The 17,744-nt window shown below is 57.1% G+C and carries 15 protein-coding genes and 1 pseudogene; 10 read left to right on the top strand and 6 right to left on the bottom strand.

The features are described 5' to 3' along the window. Window positions 1-66: 66 nt before the first annotated feature. Both EL217_RS10480 and EL217_RS10475 read left to right on the top strand, forming a co-directional pair. Window positions 67-4,827: a type I polyketide synthase gene (locus tag EL217_RS10480; RefSeq protein ID WP_126319938.1), complete on the top strand. Its 4,761-nt coding sequence runs from the start codon at window positions 67-69 to the stop codon at window positions 4,825-4,827. After that, window positions 4,802-6,358 (top strand): acyl-CoA carboxylase subunit beta, encoded by a 1,557-nt coding sequence (locus tag EL217_RS10475; RefSeq protein WP_023029672.1) that lies wholly within the window; start codon window positions 4,802-4,804, stop codon window positions 6,356-6,358. Before EL217_RS10480 ends, EL217_RS10475 begins: the two co-directional genes overlap by 26 nt. Before the next feature lie 405 nt (window positions 6,359-6,763). Here EL217_RS10475 and EL217_RS10470 read toward each other — a convergent pair. Further along, window positions 6,764-6,952 (bottom strand): annotated as a pseudogene (locus tag EL217_RS10470) (transposase); the annotation flags it as partial. Between EL217_RS10470 and EL217_RS11260 the strand changes: the two are divergent. From EL217_RS11260 to EL217_RS10435, 7 genes are all read left to right on the top strand, one after another. Continuing rightward, window positions 6,909-7,154 carry a hypothetical protein gene (locus EL217_RS11260; RefSeq protein WP_172596686.1) on the top strand — a complete coding sequence of 82 codons (246 nt, stop codon included), beginning with the start codon at window positions 6,909-6,911 and terminating at the stop codon, window positions 7,152-7,154. The pseudogene EL217_RS10470 and the gene EL217_RS11260 sit on opposite strands and share 44 nt — an antisense overlap. Window positions 7,155-7,738: 584 nt before the next feature. After that, entirely contained in the window at window positions 7,739-8,038 is a 300-nt protein-coding gene (locus tag EL217_RS10460; protein ID WP_126319937.1) for a transposase, read from the top strand. Window positions 8,039-8,088: 50 nt separating this feature from the next. Beyond that, window positions 8,089-8,535, top strand: a complete 447-nt coding sequence (locus tag EL217_RS10455; RefSeq protein WP_420026264.1) for an IS3 family transposase — start codon at window positions 8,089-8,091, stop codon at window positions 8,533-8,535. Beyond that, a protein-coding gene (locus EL217_RS10450) for an IS3 family transposase (RefSeq protein WP_126319935.1) occupies window positions 8,496-9,688 on the top strand; the annotation gives its coding sequence in 2 pieces (ribosomal slippage) (window positions 8,496-8,775 and window positions 8,775-9,688; 1,194 coding nt in all). Before EL217_RS10455 ends, EL217_RS10450 begins: the two co-directional genes overlap by 40 nt. A 12-nt stretch (window positions 9,689-9,700) precedes the next feature. Then, window positions 9,701-9,988, top strand: coding sequence for a hypothetical protein (locus EL217_RS10445; RefSeq protein ID WP_232018307.1), 288 nt, complete (start codon window positions 9,701-9,703; stop codon window positions 9,986-9,988). A gap of 12 nt (window positions 9,989-10,000) precedes the next feature. After that, window positions 10,001-10,420 carry a hypothetical protein gene (locus tag EL217_RS10440; RefSeq protein WP_126319934.1) on the top strand — a complete coding sequence of 140 codons (420 nt, stop codon included), beginning with the start codon at window positions 10,001-10,003 and terminating at the stop codon, window positions 10,418-10,420. Window positions 10,421-10,424: 4 nt separating this feature from the next. Next, window positions 10,425-10,844 (top strand): hypothetical protein, encoded by a 420-nt coding sequence (locus tag EL217_RS10435; protein ID WP_005279748.1) that lies wholly within the window; start codon window positions 10,425-10,427, stop codon window positions 10,842-10,844. A 441-nt stretch (window positions 10,845-11,285) separates the two neighbouring features. Here EL217_RS10435 and EL217_RS10430 read toward each other — a convergent pair whose 3' ends face one another. Then, complete coding sequence (locus EL217_RS10430; RefSeq protein WP_232018306.1) at window positions 11,286-11,945, bottom strand: lipase family protein; 660 nt, start codon at window positions 11,943-11,945, stop codon at window positions 11,286-11,288. Between EL217_RS10430 and EL217_RS10425 the strand changes: the two genes are divergently transcribed. Further along, window positions 11,944-13,136 (top strand): IS3 family transposase gene (locus EL217_RS10425; RefSeq protein ID WP_126319933.1). Its coding sequence is split into 2 segments (ribosomal slippage): window positions 11,944-12,223 and window positions 12,223-13,136, totalling 1,194 coding nucleotides; the frame shifts between segments, so codons are not numbered across the junction. The two genes, EL217_RS10430 and EL217_RS10425, sit on opposite strands and share 2 nt — an antisense overlap. Here the strand turns inward: EL217_RS10425 and EL217_RS10420 are convergent. The 4 genes from EL217_RS10420 to EL217_RS10405 form a co-directional block, all read right to left on the bottom strand. Then, entirely contained in the window at window positions 13,114-13,986 is an 873-nt protein-coding gene (locus EL217_RS10420; RefSeq protein WP_232018305.1) for a lipase family protein, read from the bottom strand. The genes EL217_RS10425 and EL217_RS10420 overlap by 23 nt on opposite strands. Before the next feature lie 231 nt (window positions 13,987-14,217). After that, window positions 14,218-14,556 (bottom strand): DUF3054 domain-containing protein, encoded by a 339-nt coding sequence (locus EL217_RS10415; protein WP_005279751.1) that lies wholly within the window; start codon window positions 14,554-14,556, stop codon window positions 14,218-14,220. Beyond that, complete coding sequence (locus tag EL217_RS10410) at window positions 14,553-15,581, bottom strand: lysylphosphatidylglycerol synthase transmembrane domain-containing protein (RefSeq protein ID WP_005279752.1); 1,029 nt, start codon at window positions 15,579-15,581, stop codon at window positions 14,553-14,555. The genes EL217_RS10415 and EL217_RS10410 overlap by 4 nt, the downstream gene beginning before the upstream one ends. Further along, window positions 15,582-17,735, bottom strand: coding sequence for an MMPL family transporter (locus EL217_RS10405; RefSeq protein ID WP_126319932.1), 2,154 nt, complete (start codon window positions 17,733-17,735; stop codon window positions 15,582-15,584). It abuts the gene before it with no gap. Window positions 17,736-17,744: the final 9 nt, after the last annotated feature.

Genomic DNA, 17,744 nt, shown 5'->3' with positions numbered 1-17,744 from the left:
CAAGGTGACAAAATAGAGCGATATAGGTATTTGTCGTTCTATTAACCCCACTAGGAAAGACGGTTTATGACCATCGAGCAACTTCGTGCATGGCTGCGTGACTGGGTATCCCAGGCCACGGGCGTTGCCGCTACAGAGATTTTAGATTCCACCCCACTGGAAAATTATGGTCTTTCCTCACGAGATGCCGTAGTGCTATCGGGTGAATTAGAAAATCTCTTAGGCACGCGGCTCGATGCCACGGTGGCGTATGAGTACCCCACGATTGAGCTCCTAGCCAATCGCCTGCTCACTGAGCCCGCGGGGCGGCGCGACGATGCCCCGCGCGTGCAGCGCTCGACTCGCGCTGCGCAGGGTACTGATATTGCGGTTATCGGCTTGTCCGGTCGTTTCCCAGGTGCCAAAGACGTGCCGGAATTTTGGACCATGCTCGCGGAATCGCGCGCGGGTACTGGTCCGCTGCCGGTGGGGCGGTGGTCTGAATACAGCGCCGATCCGGTAATGAGCGAGAAGATCGCGCAGCAAAATACCGATGGCGGTTATATCGACGATGTTGCATCCTTTGATGCGGAGTTCTTCGGCCTATCGCCGTTGGAGGCCGCGAACATGGATCCGCAGCAGCGCATCCTGCTCGAGTTGGTATGGCACGCGCTGGAGAACGCTGGTCTTCCTGCCAATGAGCTGCGCGGCACGCACACGGGCGTGTACATGGGCTCAACCAATAATGATTACGGCATGCTGATTACGGCCGATCCCACGGAGATGCACCCTTATGCGCTTACGGGTAATTCCTCGGCAATTGTTGCCAACCGCATTTCTTATGCCCTGGATTTCCGCGGCCCGTCTATCAATGTGGATACGGCTTGCTCGTCTTCCTTGGTTGCGGTCGACCATGCCATCAAGGATCTGCGCACCGGCGCCGCCGATGTAGCGCTGGCAGGTGGCGTGAATATCTTGGCCGCTCCGCACGCCTCCACCGCCTTTTCGGAATTGGGTGTCACCTCTCCTACCAGCGCCATTCATGCTTTTTCCGATGACGCCGATGGCATCGTGCGTGCCGATGCCGCCGGCGTGCTGGTGCTCAAGCGCCTAGAGGACGCGGAGGCCGATGGCGATGAAATCCTAGCCGTCCTCAAGGGCTCTGCCGTCAATTCTGATGGCCACTCGAATGGCCTGACCGCACCGAACCCAGAAGCGCAAGAAGACGTGCTGCGCCGCGCCTACGCGGATGCGGGCGTGGCGCCCGAGGACGTGGATTATGTGGAGGCCCACGGTACGGGCACCATCTTGGGCGATCCCATCGAGGCCAGCGCGCTCGGCCGCGTGCTGGGCGCTGGGCGCGGCATTGAATCGCCCGTGCTCTTGGGCTCTGCCAAGACCAATATCGGCCACTCCGAATCCGCCGCGGGCGTCGTGGGCCTCATCAAGGTCATCGAGGCCATGCGGCACGATATTATTCCCGCGAATATCAATTACGCTGGCCCGAACCGCTATATCGATTTCGTGGCCGAGCGCCTCGAGGTCGTTGAAGACCCGCGCGAGTGGCCGGAATACTCCGGGAAAAAGGTGGCCGGCGTGTCGGGCTTTGGCTTTGGCGGCACGAATGCCCACGTCGTCTTGACGGATTACCCGGGCACCCCGCGTACCAGCGAGCCGCAGCTATCCACCGGCACGGTGGCGTTGCCTGTCTCCGGCCTCTTGCCTTCTCGCCGCGCGCGTGCGGCGGGGCTGCTCGCGGATTTCTTAGAGGCAGAACAGCCAGACTTGGCCGATGTAGCGCGCACGGTCGCGCGCCGCAACCACGCGCGCTCGCGCGCCGTCGTCATGGCCAGCTCCATTGAAGAGGCCATTAAGCGCCTGCGCCAGGTGGCCGAGGGCAAGGTGTCTGTAGGCATCGCCGCGGCGGATTCCCCGCAGGTGCAGGGACCGGTCTTCGTGTATTCCGGCTTCGGCTCCCAACACCGCAAGATGGCGAAGGACATGATTGCCCTGTCGCCGCTGTTTAGTGCGCGGCTGAAAGAACTCGACGAGGTCGTTGATTTCGAATCTGGCTGGTCGATCCTGGACATTGTTGAGGACGATTCCCAAACCTATGACACGGAAACCGCGCAGGTTGCCATCACCGCCATCCAGATCGCGCTAACGGATCTATTGGCCTCCTTCGGCGTGCGCCCGGCGGGCGTTATGGGCATGTCCATGGGTGAGATCGCCGCGGCCTATGCCGCGGGTGGCATTTCCGCGCGGGACGCGATGACCATCGCCTGCCACCGCGCGCGCTTGATGGGCGAGGGAGAGGCATCGCTAAGCGAGGCCGACCAAGGCGCCATGGCAGTAGTTGAACTGTCCGCCGAAGACATCGCTGCCCTCGATGCATCCATCGAACCAGCCGTCTATACCGGCCCCGGCATGACCACCGTGGGTGGGCCGCGCCAGGCGGTACTGGACCTGGTGGAAAAACTCGATGGGGAAGGAAAATTCGCCCGCGCCCTCAACGTGAAGGCGGCGGGGCATACCTCCGCCGTCGATCCGATCTTGGGCGAGCTCGAAGCAGCCATCGCCGGTATGGAAGCCCGCCCGCTGCATACGACGCTCTTTTCCTCCGTGGATAAGGGTGAGGTCTACCGCCCCGGCGCCACCGTCCACGATGAGGATTACTGGCTGCGCATGACCCGCTACCCTGTGTATCTGCAGGACGCTACGGAACAGGCCTTTGCCGCAGGCCACACCCAGCTGGTGGAGATTTCGCCGAACCCGGTGGCGCTCATGGGGCTTATGTCTACCGCGTTTGCCGTGGGCAAGGCCGATGCGCAATTGCTGTATAGCCTAAAGCGCAAGGTGGATCCCACCGAGTCCTTGTTGGATCTATTGAGCAAGCTCTACGTAACCGGAACCCCGGTGAATTTCGCCGCCGTAGTGGGCTCGGGCGCGCAGACGGAAGCGCCGTATACCCAGTTCAACCGCCAGCGCTTCTGGACCAATGCGCGGCCCTCGGCTGGGGTCTCCGGCCTGCCCGGTACCCGCGTGAACCTGCCGGAGGGCAAGGTGGCCTTTTCCACCAACGCCGACCAAGCCCCGTCCGCGCTGGCTATCGTGGAGGCCGCCGCAGAAGCAGTGCAGCCTGGGGCACATATCGTGGCCGCGGAGGAACACCGCGATCTCCCGCCGTACGGGGAAATTACCACCGTCGTCACCACGTCCATCGGCGGCATGTCCATCGCCGTCTATAGCGTGCAGGACACCAGGACGGAGCTCTTGGCGGAAGGTTTTGCCTCCGGCCTGGACTTGGGCGCGGGTGCGATCCCTGGGGTTGCAGCGGTGCCAGAGGGCAGCGCCGCCCCGGAGCCGACTGCCGATGACGCGGATGTAGACGCGGTGCGCTGGGATCCGCGCCAAGAGACCGTCGAGGACCGCCTGGCGCTTATCGTGTCCGAATCCATGGGCTATGACGTCTCGGATCTGCCGCGCGAGCTGCCGCTGATTGACCTGGGATTGGATTCCCTGATGGGCATGCGCATTAAAAACCGCGTGGAAAATGACTTTCAGATTCCACCGCTGCAGGTGCAGGCGCTTCGCGATGCCTCCTTAGCAGACGTCATCACCATGGTCGAGGAGGCCGTTGCCGGCGGCCGCATAGATAACAGTGACGCTAGCGCCGACGTTGCACCGACAGCTACAGAGCCCGCGTCCGCAGCAGACGAGACTGTGGAGGCCTCCGAGCAAGGTGTGGGCGTTGCCCCTCGCGATGCCTCTGAGCGCATGGTCTTTGGCACATGGGCAAGCATTACCGGCAAGGCCCCGGCGGGCGTGACCTCGCCGCTTCCGGAAATCTCTGAGGAGGTGGCCGCGCAGATTGCCAAGCGCTTGCGCGAGCGCGCCCACATCGACGTCACCGCGCAGCAGGTCCTCGACGCTGAGGCGCTGGAAACCTTGGCTGATCTGGTCCGTGAGGGCCTTGAGACCGAGGTGGAGGGAAATATTCGCGTCCTGCGCGAGGCCGATGGGCCAGCCGTATTCATGTTCCACCCGGCCGGTGGAACCACGGTGGTCTATCAGCCACTGACCCGCCGGTTGCCAGCGGATGTCGCCGTCTACGGCGTCGAAAGGATTGAAGGCTCCTTAGAAGAGCGAGCCGCCGCCTATATCGAGGACATCGTCCACTATGCGCGCGGCCGCAAGGTCGTCCTAGGCGGTTGGTCCTTTGGCGGCGCCTTGGCCTATGAGGTGGCCTACCAGCTGGCAGAGCGCAGCAAGCGCGGGGAGGAGAGCGCCGAGGTCGCGTTCATCGCCTTGCTCGATACCACGCAGCCTTCCCACCCGGCACCGGATACGCCGGAAGAAACCCGCGCCCGGTGGGAGCGCTACGCCGCCTTTGCCAAGAAGACCTATGGCCTGGATTTCGAGCCTCCGTACGAGATGCTGGAAACCATGGGCGAGGATGCCCTGATGACCATGCTGGCGGAATTCTTGGCCACGACGGATGCCTCCGAACACGGCCTGTCCGCCGGCGTCTTGGAGCACCAGCGGGCGTCCTTCGTAGATAACCAGATTCTGGCCAAGATCGATTTCCACCGCTGGGCCGATGTCAGCGTTCCCGTGCTGCTCTTCCGCTCCGAGCGGATGCATGACGGTGCGATCGAGCTGGAGCCGCGCTACGCTGAGGTTGATCCGGATGGCGGCTGGGGCGTTATCGTTAAGGATCTAGATATTGTGCAGCTGCCCGGCGATCACTTGGCAGTGCCGGACGAGCCAGCCATTGGCACCGTGGGCAAGCATATGAACGATTGGATCGAGGAGAAGATACGTGGCGGCCAAGCAAACAACCGCTGAGAAACTCGCTGACCTGCGCAAGCGCCTAGAAGAGGCGCAAGATCCAGGCAGCGAGCGTTCCCGCACACGCCGCGACGAGGCAGGCCGTACCACCCCTCGCCAGCGCATCAACGAGCTCTTGGATGAAGGTTCCTTTGTCGAAACCGGCTCCTTGGGCAAGACCCCGGGTGACCCGGAGGCCATCTATTCCGATGGCGTGGTCACAGGCTATGGCCGCGTATCCGGCCGGCCCGTGTGCATCTATGCCCACGATAAGACGGTCTACGGCGGTTCCGTGGGTGTGACTTTTGGTAAGAAGGTCACTGAGATCATGGATATGGCCATCAAGATTGGCTGCCCGGTCATCGGTATCCAAGATTCCGGCGGCGCCCGCATTCAAGACGCGGTGACTTCGCTAGCCATGTACTCCGAAATCGCCCGCCGCCAGCTGCCGCTATCTGGCCGCAGCCCGCAGATTTCCATCATGATGGGTAAATCCGCCGGCGGCGCGGTCTACGCGCCGGTGACCACTGACTTTGTCATCGCCGTGGATGAGGAAGCGGAAATGTATGTCACCGGCCCCAATGTCATCCGTGAGGTTACCGGTGAAGACGTCACCTCCGCTGAGTTGGGCGGCGCCCGCCAGCAGGAGCTCAACGGCAACGTCTCCGCCGTGGTGGATTCTGAAGAAGACGCCTTTGACATGGTGCGCGATATTTTGGATCACCTGCCGCTGACCTGCTTTGATGAGTCGCCGACCTTTCCCGCGCCTTCCGATGCCGAAATTACCGAAGACGAGGATCTAAATTCCTTCATGCCGGATGACACCAACGCCGGCTACGACATGATGGATTTGCTCACCCAGCTTGGCGATGACGATGAGCTCATCGAAATCCAAGAAAACTTCGCGCCGAATATGATCACCGCCTTTGGCCGCATCGACGGCAAAACGGTGGGCTTTGTGGCCAATAACCCCATGCACTTGGCCGGCTGCATCGATGCCGATGCCGCCGATAAGGGCGCGCGCTTCATTCGCATCTGCGATGCCTACAATGTCCCGCTCGTCTTCGTCGTCGATACGCCGGGCTACCTGCCGGGCGTGGAGCAGGAGAAGGTGGGTCTGATTCACCGCGGTGCGAAATTCGCCTTCGCCGTCGTGGAAGCGACCGTGCCGAAGGTCTCGCTCATCGTGCGCAAGGCCTACGGCGGCGCCTATGCCGTCATGGGGTCGAAGAACTTGAGCGGCGATATTAACTTGGCGTGGCCTACCGCGCAGATCGCCGTCATGGGTGCGGCCGCGGCAGTCGTGATGATTGCAGGCAAGCAGCTCGAGGCCGCTGAGACCCCAGAGCAGCGCGAGATGACCAAGAAGATGTTCATGGACTTCTACGATGAGACCATGACGGCACCCTACGTGGCAGCGGAACGCGGCTACTTGGATGCCATGATTCAACCGAATCAATCGCGCATTGCCCTGCGCCAGGCGCTGCGGCAATTGGCCACAAAGTCTGCGCATGACCTGCCCAAAAAGCACAATATTGCACCGATGTAACGCGGTGCTATGGCGTTACGATACCCAAATAAGAGTTTCGTGACAGTTGAAGGAGAAAACCTTGTTTGCTTTGTCCAGCGCATTCGACCTGATTGGTGAAATCATCGGCTACATTTACTGGGCCTACAACCAGATCGCAGCAGGCGTGCCATTCAAGCTGCCGTTCTAAGCTGAGAACGTTCGCACAGATTTAAGGCTCCGAGGCTAGACGGCAGGATGCGTGGTTGAGGTTGGCTCGTTAGTGGGTCTGGGCTAGTGGTACTAGCCCTTTTCACTCTTCTACGGTGATAACCGGTCTTTGACTGGGAAATACCGTACACAACTTCCTGCTGTGCTAGCCGGTTCGGATCACGATGAAAGGATGAGTAAAAATCATCCTCGATACTCTGTTTGTGGCGGGGATGGTCAAGTCCGTAGAAGTGGTGTATCTGTTCTTTCTGAATCGAGGACAGACATGTAGCGCTTTTGCTGGATCCAATCATCATGTTGTTCGGCTAGAATAGAGCCGACCGCGCGGATCACAGACCTGCGGCTAAGGAAGAGCCCTACAATGTCGGTACGCCGCCGGATTTCCGAATTCAGTCGTTTTGTCGGTGGTCAGGCCCATTTAACGATCAAGTGTGAAGGAGGCCTAATGAACAGGCATAAAATATCTCCTAATGCGATTGTCGTTGCACTATTTGGGCTGGCAATTTCAGGTTATGTCGGTATCGCAAACAAGTCGATCCTCGGGTTTCTCATCCTCATACTGCTCACCATAGTTGGAGCGGTACTGGTCAATCGCATCAAAAAATAGTCATCAGGAATAACCGGTGAGTAAAATCGCCTGCCGGGCGCTAAGCCTTGTCGTCAACCTGGCGTAACGCTTTGGCATCGTTTATTTCTGCGTTGTTTGGCGTGGATTCCGTGCTCTCCTGCCCTCGGAGATGAACCCTGTTTGGTGGAGCTACCTGATACCTGGCTCGGTCGGGTTGGCACAATTGTAATCTACGCCCATGTCTACGTACTGGGAACAATTCACACGCGATGGTGTGGCCGTCTAAGAGAACAATGCGTTTACTTTCCGGGGTCAGGCCCAAATTCTGAAGTGCGGAATGGAAGATCTATGTGGATAGATATCGAACAAATCGATATTGGCCGATTAGCAATAAAGCTGTCGGTGGCACTAAACAAATGGATAGCTGAAGAAAACAGCTATAAAAACAAGACAGATATAGCTCCATTATTCATAGTGCAATGTCCTTCTCATTTCGAGATCGCCCTTATCCTCCGTGTTAAAGCCCTAAAACAGACGGCAATCGTAGGATAGGACCTGACCCCCATTCGGTGGACACCTGATATCCAGCCCAGTCGGGCTGGGAAGAAAGGTAATCTACCACCATGTCCAGGTACTCCGAACAGTTCAAACGCGATGCCGTAGCCCTCTATGAGAACAACGAGGACCTCTCGCTGAACAAAGCATCAGCAGAGCTCGGCATCAACCGAGCCTCGCTGCATTCATGGGTCAAGAAGTACGGCACCGGCAAACGTGCCCGCATAAAAGCAGTGCACGATCAAGCCCAAGCGGCGAATGATTCTGCGCGAATCCGCCAGCTGGAAAAAGAAGTCTCTAAGCTGCGCGAAGAACGCGATATCCTGCGTAAGGCTGCTAAGTATTTTGCCGAAGAGACTCACTGGTGATCCGCTTCCAGTTTGTCGATGACCACCGAACCGAGTACTCGGTTAAGCGGATGTGCCACGTGTTAAAGCTCAATCGCTCCTCGTTTTACAAATGGGTCAAAACCCGCGAAAAACGCAGGTTAAAGATGTATTCCGATGGTCTTATAGGTGCAAGAATAAAGACCATCTTCGATGATGAGCATGGTCTTTACGGGGCTAAACGCATCGCCGCAAGCCTTAAGGAAGACCCGGCGTATACCCCGGTCAATCACAAGAAAGTTGCACGCATCATGAAAGCCATGGGACTTCAAGGCTTTACTAAACGGCGTCGATGCATCACTACCAGGCGTAAGCCTGGTCACCGCGTCATGCCAGATCTAGTAGGCCGCAAGTTCACAGCTAAAGAGGACCTGACCCCCATTCGGTGGACACCTGATATCCAGCCCAGTCGGGCTGGGAAGAAAGGTAATCTACCACCATGTCCAGGTACTCCGAACAGTTCAAACGCGATGCCGTAGCCCTCTATGAGAACAACGAGGACCTCTCGCTGAACAAAGCATCAGCAGAGCTCGGCATCAACCGAGCCTCGCTGCATTCATGGGTCAAGAAGTACGGCACCGGCAAACGTGCCCGCATAAAAGCAGTGCACGATCAAGCCCAAGCGGCGAATGATTCTGCGCGAATCCGCCAGCTGGAAAAAGAAGTCTCTAAGCTGCGCGAAGAACGCGATATCCTGCGTAAGGCTGCTAAGTATTTTGCCGAAGAGACTCACTGGTGATCCGCTTCCAGTTTGTCGATGACCACCGAACCGAGTACTCGGTTAAGCGGATGTGCCACGTGTTAAAGCTCAATCGCTCCTCGTTTTACAAATGGGTCAAAACCCGCGAAAAACGCAGGTTAAAGATGTATTCCGATGGTCTTATAGGTGCAAGAATAAAGACCATCTTCGATGATGAGCATGGTCTTTACGGGGCTAAACGCATCGCCGCAAGCCTTAAGGAAGACACGGCGTATACCCCGGTCAATCACAAGAAAGTTGCACGCATCATGAAAGCCATGGGACTTCAAGGCTTTACTAAACGGCGTCGATGCATCACTACCAAGCGTAAGCCTGGTCACCGCGTCATGCCAGATCTAGTAGGCCGCAAGTTCACAGCTAAAGAGCCAAACCGCGTTTATGTCGGCGACATTACCTACCTGCCGTGTAAGGGTGGCAAGAACATGTACCTTGCCACGGTCATCGACGTCTACTCTCGCAAACTTGTCGGTCATGCACTCGCGGATCACATGCGGGTATCGCTGGTTATCGAAGCTTTGTCTCATGCCAGAAAAGTCCGCGGAAGCCTTAACGGGGCAATTTTCCATTCCGATCACGGCAGTGTGTATACCTCACAGGTATTTAGGGACCACTGCGCCCAACTTGGTGTACGCCAGTCCATGGGAGCGGTAGGTACGAGTGCTGATAACGCCCTGGCAGAATCGTTTAACGCCACCTTAAAGCGAGAAGTCTTGCGTGATCGGAAAGTCTTTGACAACCCAATTACCTGTCGCCAAGAGGTCTTCCGGTGGTGCATGCGCTATAACACGCGCAGGCGGCACTCCTGGTGCAATCTCGTAGCGCCTGATGTCTTTGAAACCAAGACTTCGGCTATACTGACCACAGCAGCATAGCTAGCCCCCGATGTGTCCACTTTCCGGGGGTCGGGCCCCTACCAACGCTATACATGGTCACCTTATTTATACGACGAAATCGCTGATTCGATTGTTTTCGATACATTAGCCGGCGACTATCCGATCCTTAAAGCAGATTTTTCCGAACCGGACAAAATTGTATGGGCTGGAGCAAAAGAAGCTACAGATGCAAAAGCGCAGTCCATCGGAGATTTCTTAAGCTACTATGAGGACTTAAATGAGCGTGCTAAGGAAAGAATCTGGATCAATAAGGATCTCCCTTTAGAGAACCTCTTGTAAAGTAGGAGCAAAATGAGTTCATATAAAGACATCACCACTTTCTCTACTCCCATGCTCGTCAAGTCTCTGAATACGTTGCAGATTTCTGCGGGAGAGGAAAACGGCGAGTGGGGCTCCCATTTTCCGCAAGGTGTTGCCATCTTCGTTCCCGAGGGTGAGTATTTCACTGTCCGCATTGAGTCTTTTGGAACAATCCCGTCGGACAAGAAGCTGGAGGCAATGAACGCTATTAATGCGACGAATGACAACCTGGCTTTCGGCAAAGTGGTTCCTAACCTCATCGAGGGACGCCGGACGATTGTCTTCCGCAATCACTTCAACTTCACCCAAGGTGTGTCCCAATTTCAGCTGGATGTGCTCATCGACGCTAGCCTGCAGGTTGGGTTCGATGCGTTGGGAAAGATTGAAGAACTTTTTGAAGGGGCGGAGTAAGACCATGGGATTGTTTGGAAAGAAGCAGCCAGCATTGCGTGAAGCATCCGTCGAATCTATTGGGGAGGCACTTTCTACTCAGGGGCTTAGCTGCTCGCAGCTGTCGACTGGTGGATTGCTGACTCAGGTCAATGGGGTTCCTGTCTACATCGTTGATCAGGACACGAACATTGGTATTGGTGGGATGATCCAGGCTCGTCAGTCCGAAGCAGCGGATCTTAATTGGATCAGCGACTTTAATAATCGTGCGCTGTGGCCGGTTGTTTTCCGTGCAGACCAGCAGACTGCGAGTGTTATCCACGCTGAGCATCGAATCATCAAAGGCGTTGAGTACTCCGAAGCACAGCTGCGTGACGAAGCTTTACTTGGAGCCCAGATTGTTGCGGAAACCTTGCTGCGCTATAGCGAAGAGCATCCACAGTAGGTCGCTAGCTAATAAAACTCTCCGTATGAGCAAATAAGTGCGATGAGTTTTTGAAAACAGGATGCGACGATTAATCCACTACGAGTAGTTATAGGTTTGGTGCTGCCGCGGAAGTCGCGCCCGCGACCTCCTTGCCCCGTGTGATTGCCACGTCCTAGTGCTCGTTTGCATGTGCACGCCCTAACGTTTTGAGCGCGTTCTGTTGCTCATACTGATACGCGAATGCGCCGGCGCATTGCCGGACAAAAGCGCCCTGCTATCTGCTCACAGGTGTTCACGCCCCTGATCGCGACCTATGGCCGCTAGTGCGCCTAGTTTCATGCTAGAGAAGAAAGACCGAGTTCAACTATTTCATGGTTACCCCACGAGATCGGAAAGGAAAGCTTTTTCACTTAACGGGCAACCCCATCGGAGCCTTTTCATGGCGTAAGGGAGCAGTATTTACTGGCTTCCCTCCTCGTGCTGTAGCGCAGCGTCAATAGCTTTTACTGATTCGATGATGTGCGGAATAGTGCCGGTCGGGTGAGTGTGGGCGTTATTTGGGATGAAAGTGACATCGGCGCCGCGCTCAGTCCATTCATTTACGAGCTGTTCAGCAGTAGAGTACGGAATCACGTCATCACCGCGGCCATGCGTAATGACGACTGGAATCGCGGGAGCAGCGTAGCCAATATGCTGCTCTGCCAGCATCGATTTGAAAGGCTCACTGTCAATGAAGTCTTGCACGGTTCTGCCATCGTTGCTGATCCGCTCAACGGTAGTGCCGGCGGTCTTAAGGAGCCCCATGGTACAAGTATTCGTCGCATCCTGTAGCTTTCTTGCGCCCCGGTCATTGAGATGCGAGTATAGATCCTCGCCATAGGAGTTGCTTAGCCCTAGAAGGGCATACGACTCGAAGAGGAAATACAAGGAGCCGTCGAGGGTAGAAGGCAACAGCGTAAGGTCTGTTGGCGCAGCACCGATAGTCGCAAGCTTGATGTTGAGCTCCGGAGCATAGTCATCATATAGCTCGGCAGCAGCGGCAGCAGGACCTGACCCCCATTCGGTGGACACCTGATATCCAGCCCAGTCGGGCTGGGAAGAAAGGTAATCTACCACCATGTCCAGGTACTCCGAACAGTTCAAACGCGATGCCGTAGCCCTCTATGAGAACAACGAGGACCTCTCGCTGAACAAAGCATCAGCAGAGCTCGGCATCAACCGAGCCTCGCTGCATTCATGGGTCAAGAAGTACGGCACCGGCAAACGTGCCCGCATAAAAGCAGTGCACGATCAAGCCCAAGCGGCGAATGATTCTGCGCGAATCCGCCAGCTGGAAAAAGAAGTCTCTAAGCTGCGCGAAGAACGCGATATCCTGCGTAAGGCTGCTAAGTATTTTGCCGAAGAGACTCACTGGTGATCCGCTTCCAGTTTGTCGATGACCACCGAACCGAGTACTCGGTTAAGCGGATGTGCCACGTGTTAAAGCTCAATCGCTCCTCGTTTTACAAATGGGTCAAAACCCGCGAAAAACGCAGGTTAAAGATGTATTCCGATGGTCTTATAGGTGCAAGAATAAAGACCATCTTCGATGATGAGCATGGTCTTTACGGGGCTAAACGCATCGCCGCAAGCCTTAAGGAAGACCCGGCGTATACCCCGGTCAATCACAAGAAAGTTGCACGCATCATGAAAGCCATGGGACTTCAAGGCTTTACTAAACGGCGTCGATGCATCACTACCAGGCGTAAGCCTGGTCACCGCGTCATGCCAGATCTAGTAGGCCGCAAGTTCACAGCTAAAGAGCCAAACCGCGTTTATGTCGGCGACATTACCTACCTGCCGTGTAAGGGTGGCAAGAACATGTACCTTGCCACGGTCATCGACGTCTACTCTCGCAAACTTGTCGGTCATGCACTCGCGGATCACATGCGGGTATCGCTGGTTATCGAAGCTTTGTCTCATGCCAGAAAAGTCCGCGGAAGCCTTAACGGGGCAATTTTCCATTCCGATCACGGCAGTGTGTATACCTCACAGGTATTTAGGGACCACTGCGCCCAACTTGGTGTACGCCAGTCCATGGGAGCGGTAGGTACGAGTGCTGATAACGCCCTGGCAGAATCGTTTAACGCCACCTTAAAGCGAGAAGTCTTGCGTGATCGGAAAGTCTTTGACAACCCAATTACCTGTCGCCAAGAGGTCTTCCGGTGGTGCATGCGCTATAACACGCGCAGGCGGCACTCCTGGTGCAATCTCGTAGCGCCTGATGTCTTTGAAACCAAGACTTCGGCTATACTGACCACAGCAGCATAGCTAGCCCCCGATGTGTCCACTTTCCGGGGGTCGGGCCCGCAGCTCCACCGCCTTGGGAGTAGCCATTGATAAATACTGGGTTGGTTTCGTTAATGTCCCAGCCTTCTAGTTGCTGCGCAGCTCGAATACTGTCGAGGACTGTATGGCCTTGGGATGCGCGATCCATGTACGTGTGCATGCCAGGGGTGCCAAGGCCCTCGTAGTCGGTGAATACTACAGCATAGCCCTTCTTAAGGTACTGATGGAAATAGAACTGCTCGTAGTCTCCAACCCCGTCTGCAATTTTACGAGATGCGGCACAGCGGTCCGCTAAACCTTGGGTTCCCGGCGCAAATGCTACGACAGGGCGTGGGCCTTCTCCGTCCCACTCGGCCTTGGGCTCAATGACCATCCCGCTTACTTGGATCTTTTCTCCAGAACGGTTGGTGGAAGAATAGAGTATGCGGTCTGCCTTATAGGGGCCGACGTTGCTGATGCCAAGTGGATTTTTGGGGTTGCGCACAGATTCTGATCGGAAGAGCTGTCCAGGCTCCGAGGAGTCGAGTTCTACTGGATCGTGGTAGAAAGCGGTGTATTGATCTCCGATATGGTCACCTGGGCCCAAGAGCCCTGATGAAAGGGGAGGGAGTTTGGAGGCTTCTTCGGCCATTGATTTCGCCTCTTGTGAATCTTCAGCGGATCCTGAGCCTTTAAGTGCCTCGTCAATAAAAGAGGATTCTGGAAGTTCTGAATGCTCTTCAACTGGTGGAGCCGATTCGGCGGAATCGATAGCGCCGGCGACAGGGGAAGCGGCAGTCATGAGAACCCCTGAAGCCACAAGCGCTAGATAATTACGTGTTGCAGCTTTCACTACGGGAACCTTTCAACTTCTTGTGGGGATAATTGAGTGGTATCCGATTTTGAAGTTCTGTACTCGGATACGGGCAATTATTCACTAAAAGCTTTTCCCGTACTATTAGTTGTAACTGCTATTTCGAGCTGATTACCCCCATAAGGGGTAGGGTTGACGGCTTGAAGTCAAAAATTTGCTGAATTGATTTGACTGATGCGCGTTCTAGGGTAAGTCGCTTTTTACGATCTGCTACTTGCGGGCAAATAGCCGCCAGCCAAAGAAGAACAGGGCGGACATCACGGTCGCAACGATGAGGAAGCTCCAGTGGGGCAGGCGGCCATTGACCATGATCCACAGCGCCATGCCGCCGATGATGGCAGACAGCCAGACTACAACGCCCTCTTTCCACTTGCCCTGGACCTTTGTGGCGAGGATGATGGCCCAGCCGATGAGCGCGCCTACCGCCCAGGGCCAGAAGGCATCGACCCAGCCGGAAAAGCTCAGGCCACCGTGGGCGAGGCGGGCGGCGATGGCGAAAATCATCAAGGCGATGATGTCAATGAGCGGTGCGATACGCGTGGAAGTCATACGGTTTCCTTTTCTTTTTCTTTACGGGATAGCGCGGCGTAGGTAATGCCCTTGCGGGCATAGTGCCAGAAATAAATGACCCAGCCAATAGCGGTGATGAAGGCAAAAGAGATAAGGCGGTAGATGATCGCCGTGCTGGTGGCATCGACCGCGGTCATGCCCGTGGCCACGAGCGTGGCGATGATCGCTGCTTCCACTGTGCCGAGACCCGCCGGGGTGACTTGAGCGGAGCCGGCCAGCTTGGCAGTGAGATAAGCCAGCGCGACGCCGGCGATGGTGGTGGTGTTATCGGCCGAATCGGTCGTGGGCATCTGGCCGGTTACGGCCCATACGCAGCCCCAGAGCGCGACCATGTCGATTAACCGGTTGGCCAAGGAGTAGAACGATGCCCAGGCGAATTGCCGGCGGGTGAGGTGCACTTCCTTGAGGCTTTCCACGTGCTCGAGCAGGGCTTCGCGCTTCGAGCCTTTTACCAGCCGCTGCTTTTTTACCCAGCGCTCCAGCGTTTCGGGGTTGTTGCTTAGCCAGAAGAGCCCGCCGGAGAGCGCCAGCATTACCGCCAACGTGCCGATGAGGGACCACAGGGCCATATCGGCGTTAAGGAAGAGCACGCCGCCAAGCCCAATAAGCACCAGCCACAAGGTGGAAATGGCCGATGACAGCACGAAGAACCAACCGCACAGGACCACCGAGGCGCCCCAGGTGCGCTGCACGTGGAAGGTCAAAATGGCAGAAAAGGCGGGGCCGGCGGGCATGGTGGTGGACCAGGAATTGGATGCAAAGGTAAGGGCGGCGGTTTCCGTGGCCTCAACCTCCACCCCACCGGCGCGGATGAGCAGGCGCATGACCTCGCCCATCGCCACGACGGAAATAATAGAGGCAACGACCACGAGGGTTACCGGCCCCGGTTCGGCGTGGGAGAGCCGTGAGAAGCCTTCGCTCAAAAAATCCAGCTCATCGCGGAAGACATAGATGAGGATGGCCAGGACTATGAGCGAGGCGATAACTTGCAGCCAATTTTTCAATTATTTATCTCCTTCAAGGCGCCGCTTTAATTCACTGAAGGGAATGGTCTTCCCACGGCGGGTGGAACCACCAGAAAGCCTAGTGGTCATGTGATGCAGCCAGCTAGGCGCCCACCAGTTATCTTCGCGCAGTAGGTGCATAACGGCGGGGACGAGGAGCATGCGGACAATTGTGGCATCGATAAGCAGCGCAAAAATCATGCCGTACGCGATGTATTTCATCATCACGATATCGGAGAAGCCGAACGCCCCCGCCACCACGATCATGATCAGGGCCGCAGCCGTGATGATGCCGCCGGTATGCGCGGTGCCTGCAGCGATGGCCTCGTCCGTGGAATCGCCGCGCCGCCGCGCCTCCACCATGCGGGAGACCAAAAAGACCTCGTAGTCGGTGGACAGGCCATAAATAATGGCGATGATCAGCACCAGAATGGGGCTCATGAGCGGGCCGGGCGAGAAGTTTAGCGCGCCGGAGCCCACGCCGATGACGAACATGAGCGTGAGGATGCCCAGGGTGGCGCCCAAGGTCAACAGCGTCATGACAATGGCCTTAATCGGCAGTACGAAGGAGCCAAAGACTAATGCCATGAGGATGAAGGTGGCGAGGACGACGTACAGTGCCATCCACGGCAGCTTGTGGAAGAGGGCATCGAGCGATTCGACCTCCATGGCTGGCGTGCCGCCGACATACAGGTTGACGCCCTCGGGCGCTTTGACATCCTCGAGCTCGTGGACGATTCGCGCGTAGTCCTCGCGGTCCTTAATGCCGGCCGAGAGGACCGTGGTCCCGTCCTTGGTAGCGGTCGATGGCCCCATGGGCTCGGTCAGGCCGTCGAGGCCGCGGACTTGCATGACGACATCGACAAGCTGCTCGTTGGTGGCATTTTCCACCACGAGCTTGACCGGCTCGGTGCGGAAGGCGGGGAACTCGTCGTTGAAGGTATCCTGCGCCACGCGGGTGTCGTGGTTGGGCGGCAGGTAGGTCTCGTTGATGCCGCCGAAGGTGATGCTCATGATCGGCAGTGCGAGCGCGATGAGGAGGCCGCAGATGGCCAGGGTCAGGCCTTTGGCGCGGCGCATGGCCCAGCGCGGCAGCTTGTACCACCAGGTGTCCTGAATGGTGCGGGCCGTGCGGGAGGTGCGGCGCACCGACCACAGGTCGATCTTGGGCCCGAGCATGCCAAACAGGGCCGGCAAGACGGTGACGGACAGCAGGGCCGCCAGGCCGACGGCGGAAATCGAGCCATAGGCAACGGACTTCAAGAAGGCCTGGGGGAAGAGGAAGAGCCCGGAGAGCGCGACGGCGACCATCGCCGCGGAAAAGACCACGGTCTGCCCGGCGGTGGCGGTGGTGGTGGCCACGGCATCCTTGGTGGAGCTTCCCTTATCCAGCTCCTCGCGGAAGCGGGAGACCATAAATAGGCCGTAATCGATGGCCAAGCCCAGCCCCAGCAGCGTGACCACTGCCTGGGCAAAGACGTTGACCTGCAGGAAACCGGCCAGGACGGCCAAAATACCCAGCGAGCCCAGGATGGATAGGCCACCGACGATAAGCGGCATGAACGCCGCTACCACGGAGCCAAAGACCACGAGGAGCAGCAGGCCAACGAGCGGAAGCGCCGCCTTTTCCGCGCGCGCAATATCTTCTGCCATGCCTTCATCGAGGGCGTCCGCCACGGCCGTGGCGCCGGCAACCTTGACCGGCGCGGAGGTATCCGTCAGCGCGCCCTCGATGGCGCGGAAATCCTTCAGGGTTTGTTCATCATCGCCCTTGAGCCCAATAGCGGCAAAGGCCAGCGAGTGATCATCATTGACCAGGTTGGGGTTCTTGCTATCGAAATAGCTGGTGACAGAGTCAATCTGATCCGGGTAATCCTCTTTGAGCTGCGCCAAGTGCTCCTTGGCGGCATCGAAGTTCTTATCGGGCGAGCTAAAGAGCAAAATCACGTCGCCGGAATTATCGCGGCCGAACGTTTCTTGTTCGATTTGCGCCGCGCTTGTCGATGCCGCATTCGGGTCCTCCCAGCCCTCCTGGCTCATGCGTTCCTCGAGCTGGGTTCCAAAGCCTACGAAGAGGGCAAGGGTGGCACTGAGGATGACGATGGGAATGACCTTGCGGTGCGCGTAGGAAAATCGTCCCCATTTTTCAAACATGTGGGGTAA

Origin of the sequence: Corynebacterium segmentosum, from assembly GCF_900637825.1 — a bacterium.
Taxonomy (GTDB): domain Bacteria; phylum Actinomycetota; class Actinomycetes; order Mycobacteriales; family Mycobacteriaceae; genus Corynebacterium; species Corynebacterium accolens.
The sequence above is the reverse complement of the archived record's forward strand: the minus strand, read 5'-3'. Positions and strand labels throughout refer to the sequence as shown.

What these genes read in the sequence shown, in the direction of transcription:
- EL217_RS10415 (WP_005279751.1), bottom strand. Translation starts at nt 14,556, where the DNA reads ATGACTTCCACGCGTATCGCACCGCTCATTGACATCATCGCCTTGATG.
- EL217_RS10430 (WP_232018306.1), bottom strand. Translation starts at nt 11,945, where the DNA reads ATGGTGGTAGATTACCTTTCTTCCCAGCCCGACTGGGCTGGATATCAG.
- EL217_RS11260 (WP_172596686.1), top strand. Translation starts at nt 6,909, where the DNA reads ATGTCGGTACGCCGCCGGATTTCCGAATTCAGTCGTTTTGTCGGTGGT.
- EL217_RS10435 (WP_005279748.1), top strand. Translation starts at nt 10,425, where the DNA reads ATGGGATTGTTTGGAAAGAAGCAGCCAGCATTGCGTGAAGCATCCGTC.
- EL217_RS10480 (WP_126319938.1), top strand. Translation starts at nt 67, where the DNA reads ATGACCATCGAGCAACTTCGTGCATGGCTGCGTGACTGGGTATCCCAG.
- EL217_RS10460 (WP_126319937.1), top strand. Translation starts at nt 7,739, where the DNA reads ATGTCCAGGTACTCCGAACAGTTCAAACGCGATGCCGTAGCCCTCTAT.
- EL217_RS10455 (WP_420026264.1), top strand. Translation starts at nt 8,089, where the DNA reads ATGTGCCACGTGTTAAAGCTCAATCGCTCCTCGTTTTACAAATGGGTC.
- EL217_RS10405 (WP_126319932.1), bottom strand. Translation starts at nt 17,735, where the DNA reads ATGTTTGAAAAATGGGGACGATTTTCCTACGCGCACCGCAAGGTCATT.
- EL217_RS10440 (WP_126319934.1), top strand. Translation starts at nt 10,001, where the DNA reads ATGAGTTCATATAAAGACATCACCACTTTCTCTACTCCCATGCTCGTC.